Below are 23,996 nucleotides of genomic sequence, written 5' to 3' on the forward strand. Positions count from 1 at the left end.
GTTCGAGACCGCCGCTGCCATGCCGCCACCGCCGATCTGAAGGAAGACCGCGTAGAACGGGCCGTGGCCCGAGAGCACGACTTCGTCGGCGAGCGTCCCCTGGCCGGCCATGACGCGGAGATCGTCGTAGGCGTGCACGTAAACGGCGCCGCGGGTGCGCTCGTCCTCGCGGGCGGCGGTGACGGCCTCGTCGTAGCCGTCGCCGGACAGAATGATGCTCGCGAACTCGCCGCCGAGCTGGCGGACGGCGTTCTGCTTCACTCGCGGAGTGGAGCGCGGCATGTAAACGCGGGCGGGAATGCCGAGCGAGCGGGCGGCGAGGGCGACGCCCTGGCCGTGATTGCCGGCGGAGGCGGTGACGACGCCCCGGGCGGCCTCCTCGGGCGACAGCACGGCCATGCGGTTGCAGGCGCCGCGCCATTTGTAGGACTTTACCGGCGAGAGGTCCTCCCGCTTGACCCATACCTCGGGTCCGGGCTCCGCGCCGGGCAGAATGAGGCGCTCGAGCGGCGTGGGCGAGCCGAAGCGGTAGACGCGCTCGCGGGCGAAGAGGATTTCCTGCCGGAGCTGACGATCGAGGGGCAGGGACTCGCGATCCATGGCCGGCGAGTCGCCTAGCGAACGATGCCGCGCTTCGTGGATTCCACGAAGGCGAGGAGCGTCTGGATCTGTTCGTTCGGCGGCAGGGTCTCGCGGATTTTCTCGAGGGCCTGCTTCACGTTGAGATTCTCGCGGTAGATGATGCGGTAGGCTTCGCGCAGGCTGCGGATCGCCTCGGGCTCGAAGCCGCGGCGCTCCATGCCGACCTGGTTGATGCCACGAATCTCGGCCGGCATGCCGTCGGCGATCATGAAGGGCGGCACGTCCTGCACGATCTTCGTGCAGCCGCCGATGATCGAATGGCGACCGATGCGGCAGAACTGATGGACGCCGGAGAGCCCGCCGATGACGGCGTGATCCTCGACGGTGACGTGGCCGGCGAGGGTGCCGTTGTTCGAGAAGATGACGTGGTCGCCGACGGTGCAGTCGTGGGCGATGTGCGAGTAGGCGAGGAAGTTGCCGTGGCTGCCGATGATCGTCTTCGAGCCGGGCGCGGTGCCGCGGTTCACGGTGCAGAACTCGCGAAAGCTGTTGTGGTCGCCGATCTCGAGATAGGTGGGCTCGCCCTCGTATTTGAGATCCTGCGTGCGCTGGCCGATCGAGCCGAAGGGGAAGAAGGTGTTGCCGTCGCCGATCTTCGTGGGGCCGGCGATGCTGACGTGATTGTGGATCACGCAATTTGCGCCGATGGTCACGCCGGGCCCGATGACGGTGTAGGCGCCGACTTCGGTGCCGGCGCCGATCTCGGCCGCGGAATCGATGACTGCGGTGGGATGGATCATCTTACTTGTCGACGATGCCGAAAAGCAGGATGCCCTCGCTCACGACTTCGCCGTTCACCAGGCATTTGCAGGCGGCTTTGCCGAGCTTGCGCTTGGCGCTGATCATGTCGCACTCGATGAAGAGCGTGTCGCCGGGGACGACGGGTTTGCGGAACTTCACCTCGTCGGCGCTCATGAAGTAGCCGATCTTCCCGGCGTTTTCCGTGCGGCGCATCATGACAATGCTGGCGACCTGCGCCATGGCCTCGACCTGGAGGACGCCGGGCATCACGGGATGGCCGGGGAAGTGGCCCTGGAAGAAGGGTTCGTTGATGGTGACGCTCTTCACGCCGACGGCGCGAAGTTCCTCGAGCTCGATGACGCGGTCCACGAGCAGGAAGGGGTAGCGATGCGGGAGGATCGCCATGATCTGGTTGATATCCAGGACGGAGGCGGAAGCGGGGATCGGGGCGGCCTTCGGCACGGGCGCGATGGCGGCAGCCTCGGCGAAGCCCTTGACGAGAGCGCGGGTGAGCTCGGCATTCGGGCCGTGGCCGGGCTTCACCGCGATGATGTGGCCCTTGAGCGGGCGGCCGGAAAGCGAGAGATCACCGACGATGTCGAGGATCTTGTGGCGGACGAACTCGTCCGGGAAGCGGAGCGGCTCCTTGCTGAGGACGGATTCGCCGCGGGCGACGATGGCGTTCTCGAGGCTGCCGCCGCGGATGAGGCCCTTGTCCATGAGGGGCTTCACGTCCTCGTAGAAAACGAAGGTGCGAGCGGGGGCGATTTCCTTTTCGTAGAATTCCGGAGTGATCTCACAGCTCAGGAACTGCGTGAAGCGGCCGTCCGGGCCGACCTGCGTGCAGGAAATGCGGAATTTGTCGTCGGGAATGACGGTGAGGATCGAGCCTTCCTTCGTCTCGACGTGAATGGGCGCGGTGGGCGCGAAGTAGCGGCGGGGCGCATCCTGCTCGACGATGCCGGCCTGCCTGATCGTGGCGACGTAGGCGGCGGCGGAGCCATCCCCGATGGGCGGCTCGTTGGCGTCCATCTCGATGAGGCAGTTGTCCACGCCGAGGCCGGTGAGGGCGGAAAGGACGTGCTCGACGGTGTGAATCTTCGCGTTGCCTTCGACGAGCGTCGTGGCGCGCTCGACCGTCTTCACGCGGGAAACGTGGGCGTCGATGAGCGGCTCGTCGGGAAGGTCCTTCCGACGGAACTTGAAGCCGTGCCCGACGGGCGCGGGATGGAGCGTGAGCGTGACCTGTTCGCCGGTATGAAGCGAGGTGCCGGTGAGACTGGACGAAGTTGCGAGAGTGCGTTGTTTTTCCACGAAAGATCCTTACTGGGACGACTGAGCGGCGGAACTAAGTCGCCGAAGCTGCGGATTCTTTGTGCCCGAGGAGGATGAGGTCGAGATATTTCTGGTTGCCCGCGCGGAGGCGGTTGACCAGCGACCGACCGATGGCGGCGAGCAAATGAATGGCGGCGGAGGGTTGCACGCCGGCAAGGACGCCGACGACCATGCGCGTGATGCGGAGGACCTGGGTCGCCTCGACCGCGTCCACGCTGGCGGAGCGGGGGCCGTCGTCGACAAGGGAAAGCTCCCCGAAAAAGTCGCCGTTGCGCAGGGTGGCCAGGTCGACATCCTGTTCGCCGGCGCGGCTGTGCACACGGACGCTGCCGCTGAGGATGACATACATGCAGAGGCCGGCTTCATCCTGGGTGACGATGCGCTCGCCGGCCTCGAAGGACTGGCAGTCGGAGAGGCTGAGAAGCGTGGCGAGTTCCTCTTCCTTGAAGCCGGTGAAGAGCTTGAATTTCGAGAGAATCGCGCTGTGGCAATCGGGCTTGGAGGATTCAGGCATGGGATATCTTGCCATCGAGCATTGAGATGCGCCGAGGGGCCAGCGCGGCGACGGCTTCGCTGTGCGTGACGACTACCATCGTGGTGAGGCTTTGGGAAGCGATCTTTGCCAGCGCCTCCATCACGCGATCGGCATTTGCGGAGTCGAGATTTCCGGTCGGTTCGTCGGCCAGCAGCAGCGCCGGCTCGTGCACGAGGGCACGGGCAATGGCGGCCCGCTGCATCTCGCCGCCGCTGAGCTGGTGCGGCCGGTGGCCGGCGCGCGGGGCGAGGCCGACGAGGTCGAGCATGGCGAGAGCCCGGTCGCGCATTTGCCGCCGACGCGCGCCGGCGAAGAGCAGGGGGAGCTCGACGTTTTCCGCGACGGTGAGGGCGGGCAGGAGATTGAAGAACTGGAAGACGATGCCGAGGCGGCGTCGGCGGTAATCGGTGAGTTCCCGGTCGCCGGCGGAATGGAGCGGGATGCCGTCCACGAAGAGCTCGCCGGCGTCCGGCGTGTCGAGCCCGCCGAGGAGATTCAGCAGGGTGCTTTTGCCGCAGCCGCTGGGGCCGGTGATGGTGACGAACTCGTGCGGAGCGATCGCGAGCGAGAGGTTGTCGAGCGCCCGCACGCCGGAGTAATCGCGGGTCACGCCGTGGAGTTTCACCATGTTCGCATCACTCCTCCCTGCGAACCCACGAGGCGTCAATGCCGCTTTCCTCGTTTGCGGGTCGCCCGGAAATTTCCTACGAATCCCGCATGGTCCTGCGTCGCATCGTGATCCACCCGATCAAATCGCTCGACGGCGTGGAGCGGCCCTCCGCCCGCATCACTCCCGCCGGCAGCCTGGAGCACGACCGCGCCTGGGCGATTTTCGATGCGGCGGGGGACTTCGTGAACGGCAAGCGCACGGCGCGGGTTCACGAGATCCGCAGCGCGTTCTCGGAGGACCTGCGCGAGGTGCGACTGTGGACCGCGGCCGGGGAGAATGCGGCAGACTTCGTGCTGGCGGAGCGCGGACCGATCGACGCATGGCTCTCGGAGTTCTTCGGATTTCGCGTCGAGCTGCGGAGTGATCTTGCGAGCGGCTTTCCCGACGACATGGTCGCGCCGGGGCCGACGATTGCGAGCGAGCAAAGCCTCGCCGAGGTCGCGGACTGGTTTTCCGGGCTGTCGATCGAGAACCTGCGGCGACGGTTTCGCACGAATCTCGAATTCGACGCGGCGGAGGCCTTCGCGGAGGACCGGCTCTTCGGCGCGGAGGGGGAGCCGCGATCGTTTCGCGTGGGCGAGGTGGCCTTTCTCGGACTCAATCCATGCCAGCGCTGCGTGGTGCCGACACGCGATCCGGATTCCGGCGAGCAGACGGCACGATTCGCGCGGCGATTCGCGGAGTTTCGCCGCGAGAGCCTGCCCGACGGGGCATGCCGCGAGCGCTTCGATCACTTTTACCGGTTCGCCGTGAACACGTCGGTGCCTGCGACCGAGGCCGGCCGGACGCTGCGCGTGGGCGATCTGCTCGATCCGTCGCCATGGCGGTGAATTTCCAGGTCGTCGGCGAGACGGACGAGCTGCTTGCCATCGACAAGCCAGCGGGGTTGCTCGTGCATCCCACGAAACCCGGCGGGCCGCTCACGCTCTGGGACGGCCTGCGCGAGCTGCTCGCCTACGAGATCGTCAATGGCGGCCAGGTTTCGCTGATCAATCGCCTCGATCGCGAGACGAGCGGCGTGGTCCTTGTTTGCAAGACGCCCGCGGCCGCCCGCAAATGTGCGATGGCGATGGAGCGCGGGCAGATCCGCAAGGAATACGTCGCGGTGGTGTGGGGCTGGCCGGAGCAGGGTGAGTTCGAGGTCGATGCGCCGTTGCTGCGGCTCGGCGAGGTCGCGGAATCCCGCGTGTGGCTGAAGCGTGGGGTGCACGCCGGCGGCGCGACGGCCTTCACGCGCTTCTCCGTCGAGCGGCGCGGCCTGCATGAGAACGGGACGCGACTGGCGCTCGTGCGTGCCTGGCCGGTCACCGGGCGGACGCACCAGATTCGCGTGCATCTCGCGCATGTCGGGTTCCCGGTCGTCGGCGACAAGCTCTACGGGCCGGACGACCGGCATTATCTCGACTTCATCGAGCGAGGATGGACGCCGGAGATGGAGCAGGCCTTGCTGCTGCCCCGGCAGGCGCTGCATTCGCAGGTGCTCGAGGTCATGCTCGATGGCGTTGTGCATCGCTGGACGGCGCCCGTTCCCGCGGAAATGACGGCCCTGTTTGCCAGCTAGGGGCGGCGTCCATTGCGCTCGGCCACGATGCCGCGGGCGACCGCCTCGGCGATCTTCTGGCGACCATCGGCGGTCTGCAGGAGCGCGTTTTCCGAGGGGTTCGAGACGAAGCCGCCCTCGACGAGGATGGCCGGGCGGACATTCTTGCGCAGCACGCGAATCCAGCAGCCGCGCTTCACGCCACGATTGGCCGTGCGGTAGGCGCCGCCGAGCTCGCGCTGGACGTTGGCCGCGAGGCGGTAGGAGCGGGGCGAGCAGTAGAAGGTCTCGACGCCGTGGGCGGCTCTGCCGCGATCCCAGTTGTAGTGAATGCTCACGAAAATGCAGTTCGACGTGCGGTTCGAGACGTTCACCCGATAGTCGAGCGTGATGAAGTAGTCAGCGTTGCGCGTGATGATCACGCGGAAGCCCCGTCTCTCGAGGTCTTTCTTCAGGCGAATGGCGGTATCGAGCGCGAGATCCTTCTCGTTGCGTCCGGCGCGGGAGCGTCCGCCGTTATCGTGGCCGCCATGGCCGGGATCCACCACCACGGTCTGGAAATTACCGGCGCCGAGCGGTCCATAGCTTTCACACCCGGCCAGCCCGAATACCGCCAGCAGCCCGAGGCCGGCAAGGAATGGGAGACATCGAAGCATGCGAACGAAAAAGGGCATGCGCAGGGTAAGGAAGAAGTGTGCCAACGCAACTAATTTAGGCTCGATTTCCGGTCCGACGCGAGCATGTTGCTGCTCCGCCATGCTCGCCAAGCGCATCATTCCCTGCCTCGATGTCACCGACGGTCGCGTCGTGAAGGGCACCAGGTTTCTGAACCTCCGCGACGCGGGGGATCCCGTGGAATGCGCGAAGGCTTACGACGCCCAGGGCGCCGACGAGCTCGTGTTCCTCGATATCACGGCCTCGAGCGACGGCCGCGCGACGATGATCGATGTCGTGGCGCGCACCGCCGAGCAATGTTTCATGCCGCTCACGGTGGGCGGCGGCATTCGCTCGGTCGAGGACATGCGGGCCATGCTGCTGGCCGGTGCGGACAAGGTGAGCGTGAACACGGCGGCGATTCGCGAGCCCGATCTCGTGCGCGCGGGCGCCGAGGCCTTCGGGTCGCAATGCATCGTCGTCGCCATCGATGCGAAGCGGAACGACGCCGGCGGATGGACCGTCTACACCCACGGCGGTCGCAACGCCACGGAACTCGACGCCGTCCAGTGGGCGCAGCGTGTGGCGGAACTCGGCGCGGGCGAAATTTTGCTCACGAGTATGGACGCGGACGGCACCTGCGCGGGCTACGATCTTGGCCTCACCGCGGCCGTCAGCGAGGCGGTGTCCATTCCCGTGATCGCGAGCGGCGGCGCCGGTTCTCTCGAGCATCTCGCGGAAGTGCTCTCCGCCGGAAAAGCCGACGCCGTGCTGGCCGCAAGCATCTTTCATTTCGGGGATTACACCATTTCTCAGGCCAAGGATTTTCTCGCGAAACAGGGCGTGACGGTCCGGCAGATGGGCACGGTCTAGCATCAGGGATATCCCCGATAAATTTAGCTTGCCTCCGTCTTATGGGGGGAGCTTACTTTCATCAGCTTCCCACAAGTGACCATTCCTACAACTACCTTTAACGCGGACGGAATCCTGGCCCTTCTTCGCAGTCAGGGGCTGCGGATCACTCGCAGTCGGCGGGGGATCGTTCTCGCTCTCTTTCAGGCCACGCGGCCGAGTTCGCTCACCGAGATTCAGGCGCAAGCCCTCGCCGCCGGCGGAGTTCTCCCCGACTACGCCACGGTGTTTCGCATGATGATTTTGCTCGAGAGCCTCAAGATCGTGCACAAGGTCAACCTGCGCCGGTCCTGCAGCTACTACGAGCTGACCGATCCATCAAAGCACCACGACCATCTCGTTTGCACGCAATGCGGCAAGGTCGTCACTCTCGACATCGGCTGCCCGGTGGCGGAGACCGAGCGCCGCATCGAGAAGGAATACGGCTTCACCGGTCTGCACCACTCGCTGGAGTTTTTTGGCTGGTGTCCGGATTGCGCGCCGGTCGCCCTGCCGATCGCCGAATCGCCAGTCCCAGCGTAAGCGCGAGCAGCGCGACATCGCGCCAGATCGCGAGCACCATCTGGTCGGTCGACGGCTGGGATTCCTCGCCGAAGCAGCCGCAATCCACGACGATACCCTGATTTAGAGCCCAGGCGAGTGCGGCGATAAACGTCACCAGCAGCACCGCGACGATGCCGGCGCCGAGCCGGGCGGTGCGCGGGATCACGAGCAGGACGGCGGCGAACGCCTCGAGCCATGGCAATCCGGGGACGACCACGTGAAGCAGCGCCGGAGGCAGGATCGAGAAGTCGGCGACGGTGATCGCGAAACGTTCGCTCGTGCCGAGTTTCACGACGCCGGCGTAGAAGAAGATCGCCGCGAGCAAGATCCGCGCAGCCCAGATGGCGATCCTCATGGCGCCAGGACGGCCTGCAGCGTGCGCACGGCCTGGTGCGCGGCACGGACATTGTGCACGCGGAAGATGGCGGCGCCGCGCGTGAATCCGGCGACGAGGCAGGCGATCGTTCCGGCGTCGCGATCGCGCGGATCGGGAAGGCCCAGCACGTCGCCGATCACGGATTTGCGCGAGATCGGCAGGAGGATGGGACGGTCGAGATCGGCGAGCGCGGCGAGGTCGCGACAGACGCGAAGGTTGTCGTCGCACTGCTTGGCAAAATCGAGGCCGGGGTCCAGCACGAGGGCCTCGCGGGGGAGGCCGGCGGCTTCGGCCGTGGCGATTCTTTCGACGAAGAAATCGTGCATTTCGGCAACGATGTCGCGCCAGGCGACATGGGTGTGCGGCACCTTGGGTTCGCCAACCGTGTGCATGATGAGGAGCGCCGCGCCCGCAGCGGCGCAGATTTCGGCATTCTCGGGCGAGGGGAGGCCGCCCATGTCGTTGAGCAGGTCGCCCGCGACGGCCAGCGCGGCGCGGGCCACGGTGGGCCGCCAGGTGTTCACGGAAAGCAGCGGTGGGTGAAGCTGTTCGGGATCGGCGGGCACGGTTTCGGCCACGGTTTCCGTGAAACGCCCGAGGTAGGGGGCGAGCCGGAGGATCTCCGCGGATTCCGGGATGGCCGCGCGATTTGTCCGGGCGCTCTCGGCGCCCACGTCGATGATGTCGGCGCCCTCGGCGACAAGTTGCCGGGTGCGATCGAAGGCCCAGTCGAGGTCCAGTGAACCGTCGCCGGAAAAGGAATCGTCATTGAGATTCAGGATGCCCATCACCAGCGGGCGGCGGGGAAAGGCGACGGCGCGGCCGCGGGTGCGAAGGATCATGCGGGTTCCTGCTTGTTCTGGGGGGCATTCTCTTTCACGCTCGCGCGAAGTTCAATCGCCATGAAGTTCATCGAATCTGTTTACGAGAAACTCCGCCGGCATCCCAAACGCATTGTCTTTCCGGAAGGCGACGATCCCCGCGTGCTTCGGGCGGCGCAGGTCTTTTACGAGGAGCAGCTCGGCGTGCCGGTGCTTCTCGGCCAGCGGGACGTCATCGAGCGCGTGGCTCTCACCGAAAAGGTGAGTCTCGACCACGTCGCGATCATCAATCCCGAGACGTCGTCCGATCTGCCAATTTTCTGCGAGCGCCTCGAGAAGCTCGATCGTTACAAGGGCTTCGGCGTTCGCGACTCCCGCGCCCTGATGGTGAATCGCAATTATTTTGCGGCCATGATGCTGCAATATGGCCTTGTCGACGGTCTGGTCGGCGGCGTGAGCAGCTACGGCGGCTCGCTGCTGCGGCCTCTCATTCAGCTCGTGAAGCGCTTCCCGCACGCGGACGTCATTGCCAGTGCGATGGTCGTTGCGCTGCCGAACTCGACCTACGGCGACGACGGCGTGCTTTTCTTCAGCGATTGCGGCGTCGTGCCCGATCCCACCATGCAGCAGCTTGGCTCCATCGCCGTGCAGACGGGCATGCTCGCCCGCCAGGTTTTCGGCCAGAAGCCGCGCGTCGCTCTGCTGAGTTTCTCGACCAAGGGCAGTGCGAAAACGCCCGCGACCGAAAAAGTGGCCGGCGCCGCCGCGATCGCCCGCGATCTCGCGACGAAGCTCAACTTTGACATGGCGGTGGACGGCGAACTCCAGGCCGACACCGCACTCGTGCCCGAACTGGCCGGCATCAAGCAGGTCGGCGGCCTTGTCGCCGGCAGGGCGAACGTCCTCATCTTCCCGGATCTGAACTCCGGCAACATCGCGGTGAAGCTCGTGCAGCATCTCGGCGGCGCGCGGGTTTACGGGCAGATCCTGCTCGGCCTCACGCGTCCCGCGGCGGAGCTTTCCCGCGGCACGCATCCCGACGAGATCGCCGCCGTGGCCGCGCTCGTCGGCCTGCAGGCGATCGAATACCGAAAACTTTATCCTACCGAGGAGTCGGCAGTCTGAAAGCGGAGGGATCTCTCTTGAACACGAGCACCCCCCGCGTTTTCATCGCCGCCACCGAGCAAAATGTCGGCAAGACGACCACGTCGCTCGGGCTCTACGCCACCTTGCGGGGGATCTTCAAGTCGATCGGCTTCATCAAGCCGGTCGGCCAGCGCTTCATCGACATCGAGGGCAAGCGCATCGACGAGGATAGCGTGCTCATCCGCGACACGTTCGATACCCAGATTCCGATCGAGGACATGAGCCCGATCGCCGTGGAGCCCGATTTCACGCGGCGTTACATTGAGGCGTCGAACCGCGATCTGCTCGAGCGCCGCATCCAGCATTCCTTCGATCGCGCGAGCTGGGAAAAGGAGTTTGCGATCATCGAGGGCACCGGTCACGCCGGAGTCGGGTCGGTTTTCGACCTTTCGAATGCCCGCGTCGCCCGACTTTTGCAGAGCAAGGTCATCCTCGTGACGACCGGCGGCATCGGCCGCCCGATCGACGAGGGGGCGCTGAATAATGCCCTGTTCGAGAAAGAGGGCGTCGAGGTGATCGGCGTCATCATGAACAAGGTGTTGCCCAGCAAATACGACTACATCGCCGACTTCGGCCGGCGTGGCTTTGCCCGGCTTGGCTTGGAGCTGCTGGGCGTGATGCCGCAGGAGCGCATGCTCTCGGAGCCGACGCTGATCGATGTCTGCGGCGTCATTCGCGGCGAAGTGCTGGCCGGAGGCGCTCTGCTACGGCGCCGTGCCGGCACCGTGATGATCGGGGCCATGCAGCCCGCGAACGTGCTCGATCGCCTCGAGGCGCGCACGCTGCTCGTCGTTCCCGGCGACCGGGAGGATGTCATCCTCGCGGCGCTGTCCCTCGTCGCATCGGCGGCGGAGAGCGAGGAGCACAGCCTCGTGGCCATCGTCCTGTCCGAATCCCTCATGCCCGGTCCCGCTGTGCGCGAAATGATCACGGCCGCGTCCCTGCCGGTGATCGCCTCGCCGATGGATAGCTACACGATCGCCAGTCGCATCCACTCGATGACGGTGAAGACGCTGCCCGGCGACTCCGAAAAGATCGACCGCATCCAGAGCCTCGTCTCCGAGCACGTGAACGTGGATCGCATTCTCGAGAAAATCGGCGTGAAGCGCTGATCTTTCCCGTGGGAGGCGCGCGGCTGTTTCTCCAAAGCCCGGCTTGCGCGCGGCCCGGCGCGGCTTACACTACGCGGGTTTGAACATGCTCAGGAAAATTCATCCGTTGGCGCTCGCACTTTTCGCCGTCACGCCGGGCGCATTCGGCCAGTCCCTGGACGCCTCCGCCGCCGCGGATGTCGCCACCGCCAAAGCAAACCACCTGCTGCATTTCGTGCTGGCGGGCGGCTGGGCGATGATCCCCCTCGCGATCCTTTCGGTGATCGCGCTGATGCTCATCCTCATCTACTTTTTCACGCTGCGCCGCGGGGCGATCGTGACCGGACGCTACATGACGACAGCCGACGCCTTGCTGCGCAAGGGCGACTACTACGGCCTGCTCGCCGTCTCGAACCGTCACGGCGAGGCGGTCGCCCGCATCATGCGCCGCACGCTGGATTTCCTGACGAAGAATCCCCGCGCCACTCTCGCGGATGCCCGTGAGATCGCCGAAACCGAGGGCACGCGGCAGGCTGCTGCCATCAACCAGCAGATCGTCTACCTCGCGGATATCGGCACGATTGCGCCGATGGTCGGCCTGTTCGGCACCGTCGTCGGCATGATCAAATCCTTCAGCGTCGTTGCCCTGGACGTGAATGCGACCAAGCCCATGGAGCTGGCGGCGGGCGTCTCCGAAGCACTCGTGGCCACTGCCGGCGGGTTGCTCGTGGGCATTCCCGCCATGGCCGCCTATGCGTTTTACCGCGGCCGCGCCCAGCGTCTCATCGCCGAGCTGGAGGCTGCGACCACGCAGCTGATCGCCCAGCTTGGCACGCACTACAAACCCGGTGGCCTGAATCCTCCGGAATAAGTCGAAACGACCACCCGCCCCCTGAGTGTCTTGCTATTTCGGATGAAGCGACTCCTTCTTTCCGCCGCCACGCTGTCCCTCGGTGCGGCGTCCCTTCACGCGCAGGAGCCCGAGGTGCGCCGCGCCCTCCCCGCTTCGGACAACACGCCGCCGCCCGTGCGTCGGGCAGAGCCGGTGAATCCCGAGAATTATCGGAATCCCGCGTGGATGGATCGAGTGCGGCCGGCGACTCCGGCCCGGCCCGTTCCGACGCCGCGCACGCCCGCTCCGCCGGTTTCCCAGGGCACTCCGATTCCTGTGGCGACGCCGATTCCCATCGCGACGCCCTTGCCGCTCGAGCCCGATCCCACCCCGGAGCCCGAGGCGACCCCGGAGGCCACGCCGACCGTCGCCGAGGAGTCCTCGGGACCGATCGCGCCCGCGCCCGCCGAGGTCGTGCCGGGGATGAATCGCTCGCTCACGGCCGGCAACGGTTTCTTCCGCCGCAAGATGTATGACATGGCGGTCTACGAGTATGAGAAATTCCTGATCGCCGAGCCCAATGCGCAGGGACGCGACGGGGCGCTGTTCCGATTGGGCGAGAGTCATCGCTTTCTCGGGAACGAGCAGGCCGCGCGCGACGCCTACCGCCGGTTGCTCGCCGAGTCGCAGGAAGGCGAGTTCGTCGGCTCTGCCGCCTACCGGCTCGGAGAGATTTTTTACGCGGAAGGGAATTATGCCGGCGCGCTCGACATGTTTTCGCGGGCGGAGGAAAACGCCGCGAGTGCCGAGGTGAAGCTGAGCGCCGCGTTCTACCAGGCGAACGCCCTCGACAAGCTGGGCCGCCGCCCTCAGGCTGCCGCGCGCTTTGCGAAGATCGCGAAGACCGAGGGGGACAATCCCTACCGCGACACCGCGGAATTCTACGTCGCGGAGGAACTGGCGCGCGTTGGTAAGAAGCCGGCGGCGTATGAGGCCTACGAAAAACTTTCGCGGACGGCGGAGAAGCCGCCGATGAAGGCCGAGTCGATGGTGAAGGCCGCTGCGCTTGCCGCGGAGCTGGGGCACGACGACAAGGCGAAGGAACTCTTCGATCAGGCGCTGGCCCTGCCGGCGATCGGCGATTGGGGCGGCGTGGCGAAGCTCGGGGTGCTCCGGCTCGCCTACGATGCCGGCCGCTACAAGGAAGTCGTGGCCGCAGCCGAGAAGGGCTTTTCCGATCTGCCGGCGGACGGTGTGCCCGAGGCGATGCTCATCACCGCGAATGCCCATCGCCAGCTCGGCGACTCGGCAAAGGCGCTCGCGCTCTATGAAGGCATCCTCAGCACCTATCCGGATTCGTCGTCCGCGTCGCAGGCGCGCTTTCAGCGGCTCGTGTGTCTCGAGGCCAGTGGCGCCGCGGATCTCGGGAAGCAGCTCGACGATTTCCTCGCCGTCAGCACGGATCCCCGCGAGCGCGCGCAGGCGATGCTTTTGAAGGCAGAGACGCTCTTCAAGACTGGCGACTACGCCGGCGCCGCCCCGCTCTACGCGAAGGTGCTGAAGTCCCCGCTGCCGGATCGGCTGCTCAATCAGGCTCGCTACAAGCTCGGCTGGTGCCAGCTCCAGACCGGCCAGTCCGACGAGGCGATCCGCACGTTCACCGATTTCATCGACGACAATCCGAAGAGCGACCTGCTGCCCGCCGCGCTCATCCAGCGCGCGATCGCCCGGCAGCAGACGAAGGCCTACGAACTCGCCCAGACGGATTTCGATCGCGTGATTTCCGATTTTCCGAAGGCGAAGGAGCGCGAGGTCGCGCTCCAGCAGAAGGCGCTCATTCTCGGGCAGCAGGAGAAATATGCGCAGATGGTCGGCGTCTTCGCGCAGTTCCTGAAGGAGTATCCCGAGTCCAAGGGGGTCGCGCAGGCGGAGTATTGGATCGGCTGGCAGGCCTTCGAGAAGAAGGACTACGCCGCCGCGCTCGAGCATCTCAAGAAGGCCCGCGAGCTCGATCCGAAGACCTTCGGCGAGCGCGCCACTCTGCGCATCGTGCTCGCTTACTACTCCAAGGAAGACCGCGCCGCGGTGACGGCCGAGGTCGACAAGGCGAAGCTCGAATCCCTGCCCGGAGAAGTGCTCGCCTGGCTCGGGATGCAGGAATTCGACGATGGCAATTACAAGAAGGCGGAGCAGTATCTCAGCTTCGTCGCCGCCCGCGGGGGCTCCGCCAGTCCCGATGCGCTCCTTGCGCTGTCGAAGGCGCGGCTCGCGCAGGATAAGTTCGAGGCCGCGCGGGACCCCATTCGCGACTACCTCGCTGCGGCCCGCGATCCGCTCAGTCGCGCGAAGGGTCTGCTCGCGTCCGCCGAGGTTTCGCTCGGCACGGGGAATTACGAAGACGCCAACAAGCTCGTCGAGGAGGCGATGCTCCTCCAGCCCGAGGGCCGCTACAATGGCGAGGCGCGGCTCCTTGGCGGCGAGGTGCTCATGCAGCGCGGCGACTTCAACGGCGCCGCCCGGGCGTTCATGACGATTTCCGTGCTCTACGACGATCCCGAGCTCACCCCGAAGGCCCTCAGGCGCGCCGCGGCCGCCTACAGGAAGGCCGGCAATTCCGCGGAGGCCGAGAAAGCCCTCGCCGAGCGGGCGAAGCGTTATCCGGACGCCGACGCGAAGAAGAAGCCTGCCGTGCAGCCGACGGCCGCGAAATCCGACGACACGTGAACGCCGAGCCCTCCGAGCCCTCCGCCGGCATGCGCAGCCTCCTGCGCTTCCTCGTTTTCGCCGGGGTGGCCGGCCTCGGCGTCGTGATTTTCTACGTCGCGCGGCAGGAAGGCGCGCGGAAGGCCATCGTCTCCACGCGTCTGCCCATGCTCGAGCAGCTCGACGGCGAGATCACCTCGCTCGTTGGCAACGTCGTCCCGTCGGTCGTCAGCATCTCCGCGAGGATGGACAATCCCGCGCTCAATCTCATTCGCCAGCTGCGGCAGCGTCTCGGCATGGAAGATCCCGACAAGCCCGAGCTCGGCTCCGGCGCCATCGTCTCCAGCGAGGGCCACATCCTCACGAACTTCCACGTCGTCTCGCGCGCGAATCGCGTGGACGTGCAGCTCAGCGACGGTCGCACGCTGCCGGCCCAGTTTCTCGGCGCCGACCAGCAGGCCGACATCGCCGTTCTCAAGATCGACGCCACCGGCCTCACGCCGCTCCGGTTTGCGGATTCGAACGCCGCGCGCGTCGGCCAGATGGTCTTCGCGGTGGGGAATCCCCTCGGCCTGCAGGAAACCGTCACGCAGGGCATCATCAGCGGGAAGGGCCGCCGCGCCGTGGCCGGCCTTGCCACCGATTTCTTCCAGACCGACGCAGCGATCAATCCCGGCAACTCCGGCGGGCCGCTCGTCAATGTGCGCGGCGAGATCCTCGGGATCAATAACGCCATCGTGCTCGGCAGCTCGGGCATCAGTTTCGCGATTCCGTCGAACGTCGCGTTGCGGGTTTATGACGACGTCGTGAAGCGCGACCGCATCTCCCGGCCGTGGTTCGGCGCGAATACCTGGCCGCTTACCGCGCAGATCGCGAAGGAACTGCACCTCGGCACGACGACCGGCAATTTTGTGGTGTCCGTCGTCGAGAATTCCCCGGCGGCGCGCGCGGGCATCGTGGCCGGCGACGTGCTTCAGGAGTTCGACGGCAGCCCCGTGCGCGACTCCGTCGATATCGTGAACCGATTGTCGGAATTGAAAGAAGGCGACCGCGTGAATGTCACCGTCTGGCGAGCCGGCAAGCGCCTGCAGATTCCCGTTGTCGTGGAAGGACAGCCCCTCCATTGAAGCGAGGTTTGTGATTGGCGGTTTGACACGGATCGAGCCGAGTTCTAACTAACCAAACCCTCCTATGTCCTCTTCATCCGCCACCACCCTGCCAAAGCCGCCCGCGGAGCGCACTTTTGTCGTCGCCGTCACCCTGCTCAGTCTCGCTGCGATCGTGCAACTCATCGCCGTCGCCGTCGCGCTCGCCGGGCAGATCGACTTCGAGAAAATCGGCCGTTCCATCGCCGGGCGCTCCGTTCCTGCGCCGGTGGCTTCCGTCGCTCCCGCTCAGCCCGACGCCGCCACCATGCAGCGCGCCAATGGCTTCATGAACGAGGCCCAGCAGTTCCGCGAGAAGGGCAATTTCGCCGGAGCGCTGCAGGCCGTGAGCGAGGCCGACCGCCTCGTGCCGAACAAGCCCGGCATCATGCTCCAGATGGCGTCCGACTACGTGCAGATGGGCAAGAATCCGGAAGCCATCGCGGTGTTGAACCGCATCGTCGCGGCTCCGCCCAGCGGCGATCCCGCCGATGAGGCCTTTCGCGAGCAGGCTCGCAGCGGACTCACCCAGCTTGGTGCTCCGGCCTCCGCGGGGCCCGCCACATCGGCGTCCGCTGCTCCGGCGGCGCCCGCGGCGGACAGCAACGCGATGCGCAGCGAGGTGGGCATCCCGATCGGATCGGTGATGGGGATCGTGAAGGCCGAGCTCGTCGACGCCGAGCCGGGCCGCAAGAACCTGCGCGTCGCCACAAAGGCGGATTCCAGCCAGAAGATCGACCCGCAGAAGTTTGTCGCCACCGTCGATTTCTACGAGCAGGACGACCACGGGCAGATCGTCCACAACGACGCCCCGCAGGTCAACGAATGGCTTTCCTATCCCGTCGACTGGGCCAGCGGTGAACCGGAGGTCAATCAGGTGAAATATCGCATGCCTCCCACCGATCGCGGCGACCTGCCGCCGCTGCAATACTACGGCTACGTCGTCGCGATTTATTACAAGGGCGAGCTGCAGGACCAGCGAGCCGAGCCGGTGAGCCTGCTCGATCAGTTCGCTCCGCCGATCCACAAGGAATCGACCTCGGAATGAAGATCCTCATCGTTGACGACGAGCCGGGGGCCGCGGAGCGGCTTGCCGCTGCGGTCGTCGCGGCGGGGCTCGGCGAGGGGTTTGCCGCGACGAATGCCGAAGAGGCCGTTGCGGTGGTGAACGCGCAGGATGGCGTCGACGTCCTCGCGACCGATGTTTTCATGGACGGCGTCGATGGTTTCACCCTGCACGAGACGATGCGGGAATCGCTGCCCGACCTGCGGGTGATCTTTCTTTCCGAATACGACCTTTCCGAGCATGCCTCTCGCGTCGGCGGCTGGCCGGTGCTCGCCCGCCCGATCGATGATGCCGCGCTGATGGCGGAGATTCAGCGGCTGCTTCCGGAGCCCGCCGCCGCGGAGCCGGCTCCCGCGTTCGAGGCGGCATCGCTTGTCGGCGCCACCCTTGGCGCCTACCGCATCGACGCCCTCGCGGGGGAGGACCTCGATGGCGCCATTTACGCCGCGGTGCAGACGACGATCGGGCGCACCGTGGAGCTGCACGTGCTCGATCCGCAGCGCGCGATCGATCCCGCGGAGGTCACGCGATTTCTCGGCAACGCGCGCGCCAAGGCGAATGTGCATCATCCCGCGCTGCTCTCGGTCTTCGAGGCCGGCGAGAGCGACGGCTATTATTTCTACACCTCCGAAACGCGCCAGGGCCGCTCGCTCTGGCATCTCGGGCAGGAAGGGGCGACGCTGCCTCCGGCGGCGTTGCTCCAGCTCCTGCATACGGTGGCCGAGGCCATGGTGCATCTCGGCCAGGAGCATACCGCGCACGAGCCGCTCTACGCCGGCCACGTGATCGTCGATTCGCGCCAGCGGGCTCGTCTCGTGAACATCGCGACGCAGGAGTCGATGGGCAACACGCCGCGGGAGGACATGCGCGCCCTGGCTGCCGCGATCACGCCAGTCGTGCCGAATCATCCCTCGTCGGGCGCGATTCAGCAGCTCATTGCCGACATGGAAGCCGGGGCGATTCCCGTGCGGTCGTGGACGGCATTGATCTACGAAGTGAAGCGGTGCCTCGCCGCCGCCTCCTCGGGTGCGACTTCCTACAAGATCGACGCCGCCGAACGCGCGCAGATCGAGGCCGTGGCCAAGGCTCGCCGCCGCGCGAAGGGTTTCCGCAAGTTCCTCATCGTCTTCCTCATTCTCGGCACCATCACGGCCGTCGCCTATTATTTGATGGGGGGCCCGATTCCTACGTGGAAAAATTGACCGGCCGGGTCCACTGTTGTCTCCGTTTGCTGTTTCCCGAATGACATTTCGCCCTTCTCTCAGCCGCGCCGGTCTGGCGCTTTTTCTCGCGCTCGGCGCCCTGCTCGTTTTTCTGCCCCAGGCGGATGCCCAGGTGCGCGTCGACCTCGGCCTTCGTCGTTCGCTTTTCATCCGCTACGAGCCGGTGATTGCGACGGTCACGATCACGAATCTCAGCGGTCGCGACATCGAGCTGAATAACGTCGATAACCACAAGTGGTTTAGCTTCAATATTGTGAGCGTGCAGCAAGGCCAGGCCGATTCGCCGGTGCCGCCTTACAACGCGGACTACTCCCTCGATCCCGTCACCATTCCTGCCGGGCAGAGTCTCAAGCGCGCGGTGAACATCACGCCGCTCTATCCGATCACCGAGTATGGCATCTATCGCGTGCGGGCGACAATTTACGAGGCCCAGAGTCGCCGCTTCTATAGCTCGAATCCCCCGCTGAATATCGAGATCACCGAAGGTCGCACGCTGTGGGAACAAACGGTGGGCGTCCCCGCGAACCAGTCCACCAGCGATGGCGTGGAGACTCGCACGCTCACGTTGCTCACGCATCGCCTGCCGGACCAGACGCAGCTTTATCTGCGAATTCAGGACAAGGAAAGGGGCCTGATCTATTGCACCCACCAGCTCGGGCGCGTGGTGTCCTTCAACAAGCCGCAGGTCGAAATCGACGCGAACAACGACATTCACATTCTGCAGAACACGTCGCCGAGGATGTTCCTCTACACGAAAGTCGGACTGGACGGTAAGATTCTCGATCGCAAGCAATACTCCGGATCGACCGAGAGCACGCCGACCATGCGTCGCACGGTCTCGGGTGATTTCCGGGTGATGGGTGGCACCTTCCTCGATCCGAACCAGATCGCGGAGGAAAAGGCCGCGCCGCCGCCCTCGGTCTCCGACCGTCCCGTCTCCCTGCCGAAGCCGCAGTAACCCGTCAGACGGGCAGGCGATTCGTCGCCGCAAGGAAGGGCTGGATTTTTGCGAGGAGTTCGCGGAAGCCGTCGAAGGTGATCTGCTGCTGGCCATCGCTCCAGGCCTCGGCGGGATTCGGGTGCACCTCGATGAGCAATCCGTCGGCGCCCATCGCGACCGCGCCGCAGCAAAGGGCAATCACGAGATCCGCGCGGCCGCAGCCCTGGCTGGGGTCGACGATCACCGGGAGGTGGGACTCCTTCTTCGCAATCGCGACGGCGCCGAGGTCGAGCGTGTTGCGCGTGTAGGTCTCGAAAGTGCGAATGCCGCGCTCGCAGAGCATGACGTTCGGGTTGCCGTGGGCGAGCAGGTATTCGGAGGCGAGCAGCCATTCCTCGATGCGTTCGCTCAGGCCGCGCTTGAGCAGCACGGGCTTCCGGGTGCGGGCGCATTCGACGAGGAGTTGGAAATTCTGGGCGTTGCGCGCGCCGATCTGGAGGATGTCCGCCGTCTCGGCGACGTGCTCGACATCGCGCTCGCTGAGCACTTCGGTGATGATGCGCAGCCCGGTGCGTTCGCGCGCCTCGCGCAGCAGACGCAGACCTTCCTTGCCGAGGCCCTGAAACTCGTAGGGCGACGTGCGTGGCTTGTAGGCGCCGCCGCGGAGGATCGTCGCGCCGGCGGCCTTCACCGCCTCGGCCGTCGTGAAGAGTTGCTCGGCGCTTTCCACGGAGCATGGCCCGGCCATGAGGGTGAAATTCGGGCCGCCGACGGGAACGCCCGCGACGTCGATGACGGTGTCGGCGGGGTGCGATTCGCGACTGGCGAGCTTGTAGCGCTTTTGCACGCGCAGCACGCTCTCGACCTGCGGCAGCGACTCGAGCGACTCGAGCGTCTGGCCGGTGCGTTCGTCGCCGATCGCGGCGATGACGGTTTGCGCAACGCCGGTGATGGGCGACGGTTCGTATCCCAAGGTGCGCACCTCGGTGATGACGGTGTCGATTTCTTCACGGGAAGCGCCGGGACGAAGAACGATAATCATGATGAATTGCGGCCGATGGCCGGTTTATCTTGGGGTTCCCGCAAACGATAAACAACCCGGGCCGCGGGCGCCATCGAATCCGCGACCAGCCAGGAAGCAAATGACGTATGAATGAGAAAGAGACCGATGCCCGGATCAAAAGCCTGGCGTCCGAAGTGGCCGACGGCCGACAGGCCGAACTGGTGGAGGAATTGATCGAGACCGCCCTGCGGCTGGGGCGCGACAAGGCGAACGTGGCGGACCTGAAGCTCTTCAATCGCGCGATGCGGGAGATGCGCTACGCGGCGAGTGTGTTCGCGAAATACCAGGGGCGGCGCAAGGTCGCGGTCTTTGGGTCCGCGCGCACGCGGTCGGACGTGGACGAGTTCATCCAGGCGCGGGAATTTGCCCGGCGCATCGTTCAGGAAGGCTTCATGGTCATCACCGGCGGCGGCGACGGGATCATGGGCGCAGCGCAGCAGGGGGCGGGCGCGGAAAACAGCTTCGGGCTCAACATTCGCCTGCCCTTCGAGCAACGCGCGAACGAGACCATCCTCGGCGACAGAAAGCTCATCAACTTCAACTACTTCTTCACGCGGAAGCTGAACTTCATGAAGGAAACGCATGCCTTCGTGCTCTGCCCGGGCGGATTTGGCACGCAGGACGAGGGCTTCGAGGCCCTCACGCTCATGCAGACGGGCAAGTCGCAGATCGTGCCGGTGATCCTGCTCGACAAGCCGAACGGGCACTACTGGGAGACATGGCGGCGCTTCGTGGTGAACGATTTGCTCGAAGCCGGTCTCGTCTCGCAGAGCGATTTCAATCTCTTCCGCATCGTGCACGATGTGGACGACGCAGTGGCCGAGATCCTGGAGTTCTACCGCGTGTTCCACTCCTACCGCTGGGTGCGTGAGCGGATGGTCATTCGCCTGAATCGCCGACTCACGGCGGCGGCCGTCGAGTCGTTGAACGAAAAGTTTGCGAACCTGCTGGCGGCGGACCGCATCGTGCAGACGACTGCGCTGCCCGAGGAGATCGAAGACACGAAGGTGGCGGAATTGCCCCGGCTCGTGCTGACCCCGAACAAGCGCGACTTTGGGATGATTCGTCTGCTGCTCGACGCGATCAACGACGCGGAAACCGAGGCCGGGCCGCAGGCTCCGGGCGCCGAGAACGCGGTGCCGGTGCGGCAGAGCGACGCACCGCCCGCGAAGGTGAAGGAAGGCTTCTAACCGGCTCGATCAGCCGCCCCAGCGGCCGTTGACGACGGGCATGTAGTTCGTCGTGGGGCCGCCGGAGTAGTCGGTCTTGCCGATGGCGCCGATCATCTTCTTGCCGGTGGCGCGCTTCCAGTAGGCGCTCATGGTTTCGCCGGTGTGGCAGCCCCAGCTCTTGACGAAGGCGTCGCGCGTGAAGATGCCGCGGTGGATCTGCTTGAGCTGATCCTGGTGAAGGAACGCCTTCGAGCCGCTGTCGATCTCGTTGCTGTAGTCGAACATGAAGCACCGGCTGTTCGAGTGGCCGAAGAACTCGAAGTTCGCGATCTTTACCTGATCGCGGGGCATCCCGCCGTTGAGGTAGTTGATGACATCCTGGCCGCTGGTGATCCAGATGAGATTGATGCCGTATTTGTCGCGGACGGAGACGATGTTCGAGACGAGGTCCGTGTGGTCCTGACGTTCGCTGCGGCGGACGTAGGCCGGCTTGTAAACGAGCCAGGTGATCCGGGCGCCGGCTCCATATTGCTTGCGGAGCTGCTCGAAACGGACGCGGGCGGGACGAATGAAATTGCCCCACCAGCGATCATGCGGCGCAGCCTTGAATTTTTCCCATTCGATGAGAGACGGGCCGCCGCTGAGAAAGACGTATTCGCGATCCGCCTGAGCGCGCAGAGCGGGAGCGCTGAGCGCGAGGATCGCGAGAAGGAACAGGCAACGCAGATTCATGTCCCTATGATGAAAGGCAGGATGCGGCCGAAGGAAAGGGCGAATTTTTTCCCGGGATGGGATTACGCCCGCAGCCGGCGGAAGTGCAGCCAGTCGCGGGCGTCGCCGGGGCAATCCGTGGTGATGCCGTCGACGCCGAGCAGGCTGGCGTCGAGGACGACGGTTCGCCGGTTGAGCGTGTAGGTGTAAATCGTGCGTCCTTCTTCGCGCAGCGGCGCGAGCATGCGCGCGTTCAGGCCCGAGTGATACCGGAGGTCGATTCCGTCGACCCCGAGTTCGCGCACCCGGTCCGCCAGCCAGCGAGCGCGCTGGCCGCTCGGCACGTAGTGGTCGCCATAAAGCCAGAGAGCCTGACAATCGGGGAAGGCACGCTTGGTTTCGGCGATCAACTCCGCGTCGAAGGCGATGAACGTGATGCGATGGAGCGGGGCGCCCGCCATCGCGCGCGGAAGGGCGGGGCCGAGCGGTTCCTTGAGTTCCAGAACGAGGCGCTTCGCGGCGGGAAGAAGGGCGAGGATTTCCGGGAGGGTGGGGATCGACGGCGGCAGATCAGCCTTCGCAAGACTGCGGATGAGCCGGCGGTTTCCGAAAATCCGCTGACCATCCGCATCGTGGAACGCGACGATTTCTTCGTCGGCGGTGAGACGGAGGTCGGTCTCGATCGCGTCGGCCCCTTGTTGCCAGGCAAGCTGGAAAGCCGCCACCGTGTTCTCGGGAGCGTCGCGGGAGGCGCCTCGATGGGCGATGATGAGTGGAAATGGGGCCATGAAGGGTGCGGTTGGTCCGACGCTTCATGAGGAAACTCACTCGAAGCCAAAAAGTTTCCGATCCTTGATCAGATTCGTGATCTCCGGCGGGACGAGCTGCTCCCACGAGGTATCCTTGTCGCGAATCTTGGCGAGCACCTGACCGGAGGTGATGCCGAGATATTCGCGGTGATAGTTTTCCATCGGCCGGATGAACTGGTTGTCGAGCAAATGGCGGTAGAGGTGCCGGAGATTTGGCGCGACCTCGTATTGATCGGCCGTCGTGAGCGTGCCGTCCGGGGCGAGGAACGGATAGACGTAGAGCTTCACGCCCGTCTTGAAGAGGCGGCCGAGACCTTCGAGGATGCCGCCTTCGAGGTCCTGGTAATATTTTTCCTCGAAGATCTCCTGCAGGCTGGGCAGGCCGAGCGGCATGCCGATCATGCACTCGGTGTAGCGTTTGAGATAGTTGATGAGGCGGTAATATTCGCCGTAGTTCGAGATGAGCACGGTGCGCCCGAGGGCGGCGAGCAGGTCGATGCGATCGAGGAAATCGAGCAGGTCGAGTTCGCCCGAGCGGAGGAGATTCTGCATCGTGATTTCCATGAGGATCTCGGGTTCGGTGTCTCCCAGGCCTTCCTCGGCGAGAAACATCTGCCGGGCGCAGTCGAGCATGTCGTTGGTGACAAGCGTGACCGGGCGGAAGCTGCCGCGTTCGATGAGCAGAGGTTTCTTGTAGAAGGCGTCGGCGGCGTTGACGACCTCGCCGTCGGCGCGGAAGAGCGCGGCCTTCGTGAGGCCCTCGGTGACGAGCTGGAGCGCCATGATGCGGTTGTCGACCTTCGCGAAACTTGGGCCGCTGAACTGAATCATGTCCACCTCGATGCGGTCGGATGTGAGGTCGTCGAGGAGCGAGGCGATGAGGGCGTCCGGTCGGTTCGTGAGGTAGAACGCGCCGTAGATGAGGTTCACGCCGATAATGCCGAGCGCCTCCTGCTGGGCGAGGTTGCTGGCGTCGAGCATGCGGACATGGAGGATGATCTCGTTGACCGGGCCGCGGGGCTCGAGCTGGAAACGCATGCCGAGCCAGCCGTGAGATTCGTCGTGGCGACGGAAGCTGCGAGCGGCGACGGTGTCGGCAAAAGCAAAGAAACGGCGCTTCTCCCCGATCTTGGCGTCGAGCCGCTCGACAAGCAGGTCGAACTCGTGGTCGAGCATCGTGCCGAGGCGCTTGCGGCTCACGTAACGGCCCGAGGCCCCGTAGATGGCGTCGCTGAAGGTCATGTCGTAGGCCGAGATTGTCTTCGCGACGGTGCCCGACGCCCCGCCGACATGAAAAAATCGGCGGGCCACTTCCTGGCCGGCGCC

General features: G+C 65.3%; 25 protein-coding genes. 13 read left to right on the forward strand and 12 right to left on the reverse strand.

All coding sequences use genetic code 11. The annotated features are described in order from the left end of the window. The 5 genes from VIM61_05405 to VIM61_05425 all read right to left on the reverse strand — a co-directional run. The coding region (locus VIM61_05405) for a pyridoxal-phosphate dependent enzyme (protein HEY8899828.1) at positions 1 to 600 on the reverse strand (600 nt) is incomplete at its 3' end. Between the two features lie 14 nt (positions 601 to 614). Next, a complete protein-coding gene (lpxA, locus tag VIM61_05410) occupies positions 615 to 1,382 on the reverse strand; it encodes an acyl-ACP--UDP-N-acetylglucosamine O-acyltransferase (protein ID HEY8899829.1) in 768 nt (255 codons plus the stop codon). Between the two features lies 1 nt (position 1,383). Further along, positions 1,384 to 2,697 carry a bifunctional UDP-3-O-[3-hydroxymyristoyl] N-acetylglucosamine deacetylase/3-hydroxyacyl-ACP dehydratase gene (locus VIM61_05415; protein ID HEY8899830.1) on the reverse strand — a complete coding sequence of 438 codons (1,314 nt, stop codon included), beginning with the start codon at positions 2,695 to 2,697 and terminating at the stop codon, positions 1,384 to 1,386. A 34-nt stretch (positions 2,698 to 2,731) separates the two neighbouring features. Then, positions 2,732 to 3,232, reverse strand: coding sequence for a cyclic nucleotide-binding domain-containing protein (locus VIM61_05420; protein ID HEY8899831.1), 501 nt, complete (start codon positions 3,230 to 3,232; stop codon positions 2,732 to 2,734). Then, positions 3,225 to 3,881, reverse strand: a complete 657-nt coding sequence (locus VIM61_05425; GenBank protein ID HEY8899832.1) for an ABC transporter ATP-binding protein — start codon at positions 3,879 to 3,881, stop codon at positions 3,225 to 3,227. The genes VIM61_05420 and VIM61_05425 overlap by 8 nt, the downstream gene beginning before the upstream one ends. Positions 3,882 to 3,970: 89 nt before the next feature. Between VIM61_05425 and VIM61_05430 the strand changes: the two genes are divergently transcribed. Beyond that, entirely contained in the window at positions 3,971 to 4,753 is a 783-nt protein-coding gene (locus VIM61_05430; GenBank protein ID HEY8899833.1) for an MOSC N-terminal beta barrel domain-containing protein, read from the forward strand. Then, positions 4,744 to 5,484 (forward strand): RluA family pseudouridine synthase, encoded by a 741-nt coding sequence (locus VIM61_05435; GenBank protein ID HEY8899834.1) that lies wholly within the window; start codon positions 4,744 to 4,746, stop codon positions 5,482 to 5,484. The genes VIM61_05430 and VIM61_05435 overlap by 10 nt, the downstream gene beginning before the upstream one ends. On the opposite strand, the gene VIM61_05440 is transcribed toward VIM61_05435, so the two are convergent. Beyond that, positions 5,481 to 6,119, reverse strand: a complete 639-nt coding sequence (locus VIM61_05440) for an N-acetylmuramoyl-L-alanine amidase (protein ID HEY8899835.1) — start codon at positions 6,117 to 6,119, stop codon at positions 5,481 to 5,483. The genes VIM61_05435 and VIM61_05440 overlap by 4 nt on opposite strands. 100 nt (positions 6,120 to 6,219) lie before the next feature. Between VIM61_05440 and hisF the strand changes: the two genes are divergently transcribed. Continuing rightward, the gene (gene hisF / locus VIM61_05445; protein ID HEY8899836.1) at positions 6,220 to 6,990 is read left to right on the forward strand and encodes an imidazole glycerol phosphate synthase subunit HisF; all 771 of its coding nucleotides are present in this window, start codon (positions 6,220 to 6,222) and stop codon (positions 6,988 to 6,990) included. A 75-nt stretch (positions 6,991 to 7,065) separates the two neighbouring features. Then, on the forward strand, positions 7,066 to 7,551 hold the full coding sequence (locus tag VIM61_05450; protein ID HEY8899837.1) for a Fur family transcriptional regulator: 486 nt from the start codon (positions 7,066 to 7,068) through the stop codon (positions 7,549 to 7,551). Here the strand turns inward: VIM61_05450 and VIM61_05455 are convergent. After that, positions 7,457 to 7,927: a MauE/DoxX family redox-associated membrane protein gene (locus VIM61_05455; GenBank protein ID HEY8899838.1), complete on the reverse strand. Its 471-nt coding sequence runs from the start codon at positions 7,925 to 7,927 to the stop codon at positions 7,457 to 7,459. The genes VIM61_05450 and VIM61_05455 overlap by 95 nt on opposite strands. Beyond that, entirely contained in the window at positions 7,924 to 8,790 is an 867-nt protein-coding gene (gene folP / locus VIM61_05460; GenBank protein HEY8899839.1) for a dihydropteroate synthase, read from the reverse strand. The genes VIM61_05455 and folP overlap by 4 nt, the downstream gene beginning before the upstream one ends. A gap of 60 nt (positions 8,791 to 8,850) precedes the next feature. On the opposite strand from folP, the gene VIM61_05465 reads away from it, so the two are divergent. The 8 genes from VIM61_05465 to VIM61_05500 all read left to right on the forward strand — a co-directional run bounded on the left by VIM61_05465 (position 8,851) and on the right by VIM61_05500 (position 18,933). Further along, positions 8,851 to 9,894, forward strand: coding sequence for a phosphate acyltransferase (locus tag VIM61_05465; GenBank protein ID HEY8899840.1), 1,044 nt, complete (start codon positions 8,851 to 8,853; stop codon positions 9,892 to 9,894). A 17-nt stretch (positions 9,895 to 9,911) separates the two neighbouring features. Beyond that, positions 9,912 to 11,027, forward strand: a complete 1,116-nt coding sequence (locus VIM61_05470) for an AAA family ATPase (protein ID HEY8899841.1) — start codon at positions 9,912 to 9,914, stop codon at positions 11,025 to 11,027. Positions 11,028 to 11,133: 106 nt separating this feature from the next. Next, complete coding sequence (locus VIM61_05475; protein HEY8899842.1) at positions 11,134 to 11,877, forward strand: MotA/TolQ/ExbB proton channel family protein; 744 nt, start codon at positions 11,134 to 11,136, stop codon at positions 11,875 to 11,877. 42 nt (positions 11,878 to 11,919) lie between these two features. After that, complete coding sequence (locus VIM61_05480; GenBank protein ID HEY8899843.1) at positions 11,920 to 14,562, forward strand: tetratricopeptide repeat protein; 2,643 nt, start codon at positions 11,920 to 11,922, stop codon at positions 14,560 to 14,562. Beyond that, positions 14,559 to 15,668 carry a trypsin-like peptidase domain-containing protein gene (locus VIM61_05485; GenBank protein HEY8899844.1) on the forward strand — a complete coding sequence of 370 codons (1,110 nt, stop codon included), beginning with the start codon at positions 14,559 to 14,561 and terminating at the stop codon, positions 15,666 to 15,668. The genes VIM61_05480 and VIM61_05485 overlap by 4 nt, the downstream gene beginning before the upstream one ends. Positions 15,669 to 15,732: 64 nt before the next feature. Continuing rightward, the gene (locus VIM61_05490) at positions 15,733 to 16,734 is read left to right on the forward strand and encodes a hypothetical protein (GenBank protein ID HEY8899845.1); all 1,002 of its coding nucleotides are present in this window, start codon (positions 15,733 to 15,735) and stop codon (positions 16,732 to 16,734) included. Next, on the forward strand, positions 16,731 to 17,954 hold the full coding sequence (locus tag VIM61_05495; GenBank protein ID HEY8899846.1) for a response regulator: 1,224 nt from the start codon (positions 16,731 to 16,733) through the stop codon (positions 17,952 to 17,954). Before VIM61_05490 ends, VIM61_05495 begins: the two co-directional genes overlap by 4 nt. Before the next feature lie 40 nt (positions 17,955 to 17,994). Continuing rightward, positions 17,995 to 18,933: a hypothetical protein gene (locus VIM61_05500; GenBank protein ID HEY8899847.1), complete on the forward strand. Its 939-nt coding sequence runs from the start codon at positions 17,995 to 17,997 to the stop codon at positions 18,931 to 18,933. Positions 18,934 to 18,937: 4 nt separating this feature from the next. On the opposite strand, the gene aroF is transcribed toward VIM61_05500, so the two are convergent. Beyond that, complete coding sequence (gene aroF / locus VIM61_05505) at positions 18,938 to 19,957, reverse strand: 3-deoxy-7-phosphoheptulonate synthase (GenBank protein ID HEY8899848.1); 1,020 nt, start codon at positions 19,955 to 19,957, stop codon at positions 18,938 to 18,940. A 107-nt stretch (positions 19,958 to 20,064) separates the two neighbouring features. Here aroF and VIM61_05510 point away from each other — a divergent pair, with 107 nt between their 5' ends. Continuing rightward, a complete protein-coding gene (locus VIM61_05510; protein HEY8899849.1) occupies positions 20,065 to 21,168 on the forward strand; it encodes a TIGR00730 family Rossman fold protein in 1,104 nt (367 codons plus the stop codon). Positions 21,169 to 21,177: 9 nt separating this feature from the next. Here VIM61_05510 and VIM61_05515 read toward each other — a convergent pair whose 3' ends face one another. From VIM61_05515 to VIM61_05525, 3 genes are all read right to left on the reverse strand, one after another. Next, complete coding sequence (locus VIM61_05515; protein ID HEY8899850.1) at positions 21,178 to 21,882, reverse strand: hypothetical protein; 705 nt, start codon at positions 21,880 to 21,882, stop codon at positions 21,178 to 21,180. Positions 21,883 to 21,944: 62 nt separating this feature from the next. Then, positions 21,945 to 22,649 (reverse strand): glycerophosphodiester phosphodiesterase family protein, encoded by a 705-nt coding sequence (locus tag VIM61_05520; GenBank protein ID HEY8899851.1) that lies wholly within the window; start codon positions 22,647 to 22,649, stop codon positions 21,945 to 21,947. Between the two features lie 36 nt (positions 22,650 to 22,685). Further along, a partial coding sequence (locus VIM61_05525; GenBank protein HEY8899852.1) for a TonB-dependent receptor occupies positions 22,686 to 23,996 on the reverse strand: 1,311 nt, incomplete at its 5' end.

Source organism: Chthoniobacterales bacterium, assembly GCA_036569045.1.
In the GTDB taxonomy this organism is placed as follows: Bacteria; Verrucomicrobiota; Verrucomicrobiia; order Chthoniobacterales; family JAATET01; genus JAATET01.

What these genes read in the sequence shown, in the direction of transcription:
- lpxA (HEY8899829.1), bottom strand. Translation starts at nt 1,382, where the DNA reads ATGATCCATCCCACCGCAGTCATCGATTCCGCGGCCGAGATCGGCGCC.
- VIM61_05420 (HEY8899831.1), bottom strand. Translation starts at nt 3,232, where the DNA reads ATGCCTGAATCCTCCAAGCCCGATTGCCACAGCGCGATTCTCTCGAAA.
- VIM61_05425 (HEY8899832.1), bottom strand. Translation starts at nt 3,881, where the DNA reads ATGGTGAAACTCCACGGCGTGACCCGCGATTACTCCGGCGTGCGGGCG.
- VIM61_05430 (HEY8899833.1), top strand. Translation starts at nt 3,971, where the DNA reads ATGGTCCTGCGTCGCATCGTGATCCACCCGATCAAATCGCTCGACGGC.
- VIM61_05435 (HEY8899834.1), top strand. Translation starts at nt 4,744, where the DNA reads ATGGCGGTGAATTTCCAGGTCGTCGGCGAGACGGACGAGCTGCTTGCC.
- VIM61_05440 (HEY8899835.1), bottom strand. Translation starts at nt 6,119, where the DNA reads ATGCTTCGATGTCTCCCATTCCTTGCCGGCCTCGGGCTGCTGGCGGTA.
- hisF (HEY8899836.1), top strand. Translation starts at nt 6,220, where the DNA reads ATGCTCGCCAAGCGCATCATTCCCTGCCTCGATGTCACCGACGGTCGC.
- VIM61_05455 (HEY8899838.1), bottom strand. Translation starts at nt 7,927, where the DNA reads ATGAGGATCGCCATCTGGGCTGCGCGGATCTTGCTCGCGGCGATCTTC.
- folP (HEY8899839.1), bottom strand. Translation starts at nt 8,790, where the DNA reads ATGATCCTTCGCACCCGCGGCCGCGCCGTCGCCTTTCCCCGCCGCCCG.
- VIM61_05465 (HEY8899840.1), top strand. Translation starts at nt 8,851, where the DNA reads ATGAAGTTCATCGAATCTGTTTACGAGAAACTCCGCCGGCATCCCAAA.
- VIM61_05480 (HEY8899843.1), top strand. Translation starts at nt 11,920, where the DNA reads ATGAAGCGACTCCTTCTTTCCGCCGCCACGCTGTCCCTCGGTGCGGCG.
- VIM61_05490 (HEY8899845.1), top strand. Translation starts at nt 15,733, where the DNA reads ATGTCCTCTTCATCCGCCACCACCCTGCCAAAGCCGCCCGCGGAGCGC.
- VIM61_05495 (HEY8899846.1), top strand. Translation starts at nt 16,731, where the DNA reads ATGAAGATCCTCATCGTTGACGACGAGCCGGGGGCCGCGGAGCGGCTT.
- VIM61_05500 (HEY8899847.1), top strand. Translation starts at nt 17,995, where the DNA reads ATGACATTTCGCCCTTCTCTCAGCCGCGCCGGTCTGGCGCTTTTTCTC.
- aroF (HEY8899848.1), bottom strand. Translation starts at nt 19,957, where the DNA reads ATGATTATCGTTCTTCGTCCCGGCGCTTCCCGTGAAGAAATCGACACC.
- VIM61_05510 (HEY8899849.1), top strand. Translation starts at nt 20,065, where the DNA reads ATGAATGAGAAAGAGACCGATGCCCGGATCAAAAGCCTGGCGTCCGAA.
- VIM61_05515 (HEY8899850.1), bottom strand. Translation starts at nt 21,882, where the DNA reads ATGAATCTGCGTTGCCTGTTCCTTCTCGCGATCCTCGCGCTCAGCGCT.
- VIM61_05520 (HEY8899851.1), bottom strand. Translation starts at nt 22,649, where the DNA reads ATGGCCCCATTTCCACTCATCATCGCCCATCGAGGCGCCTCCCGCGAC.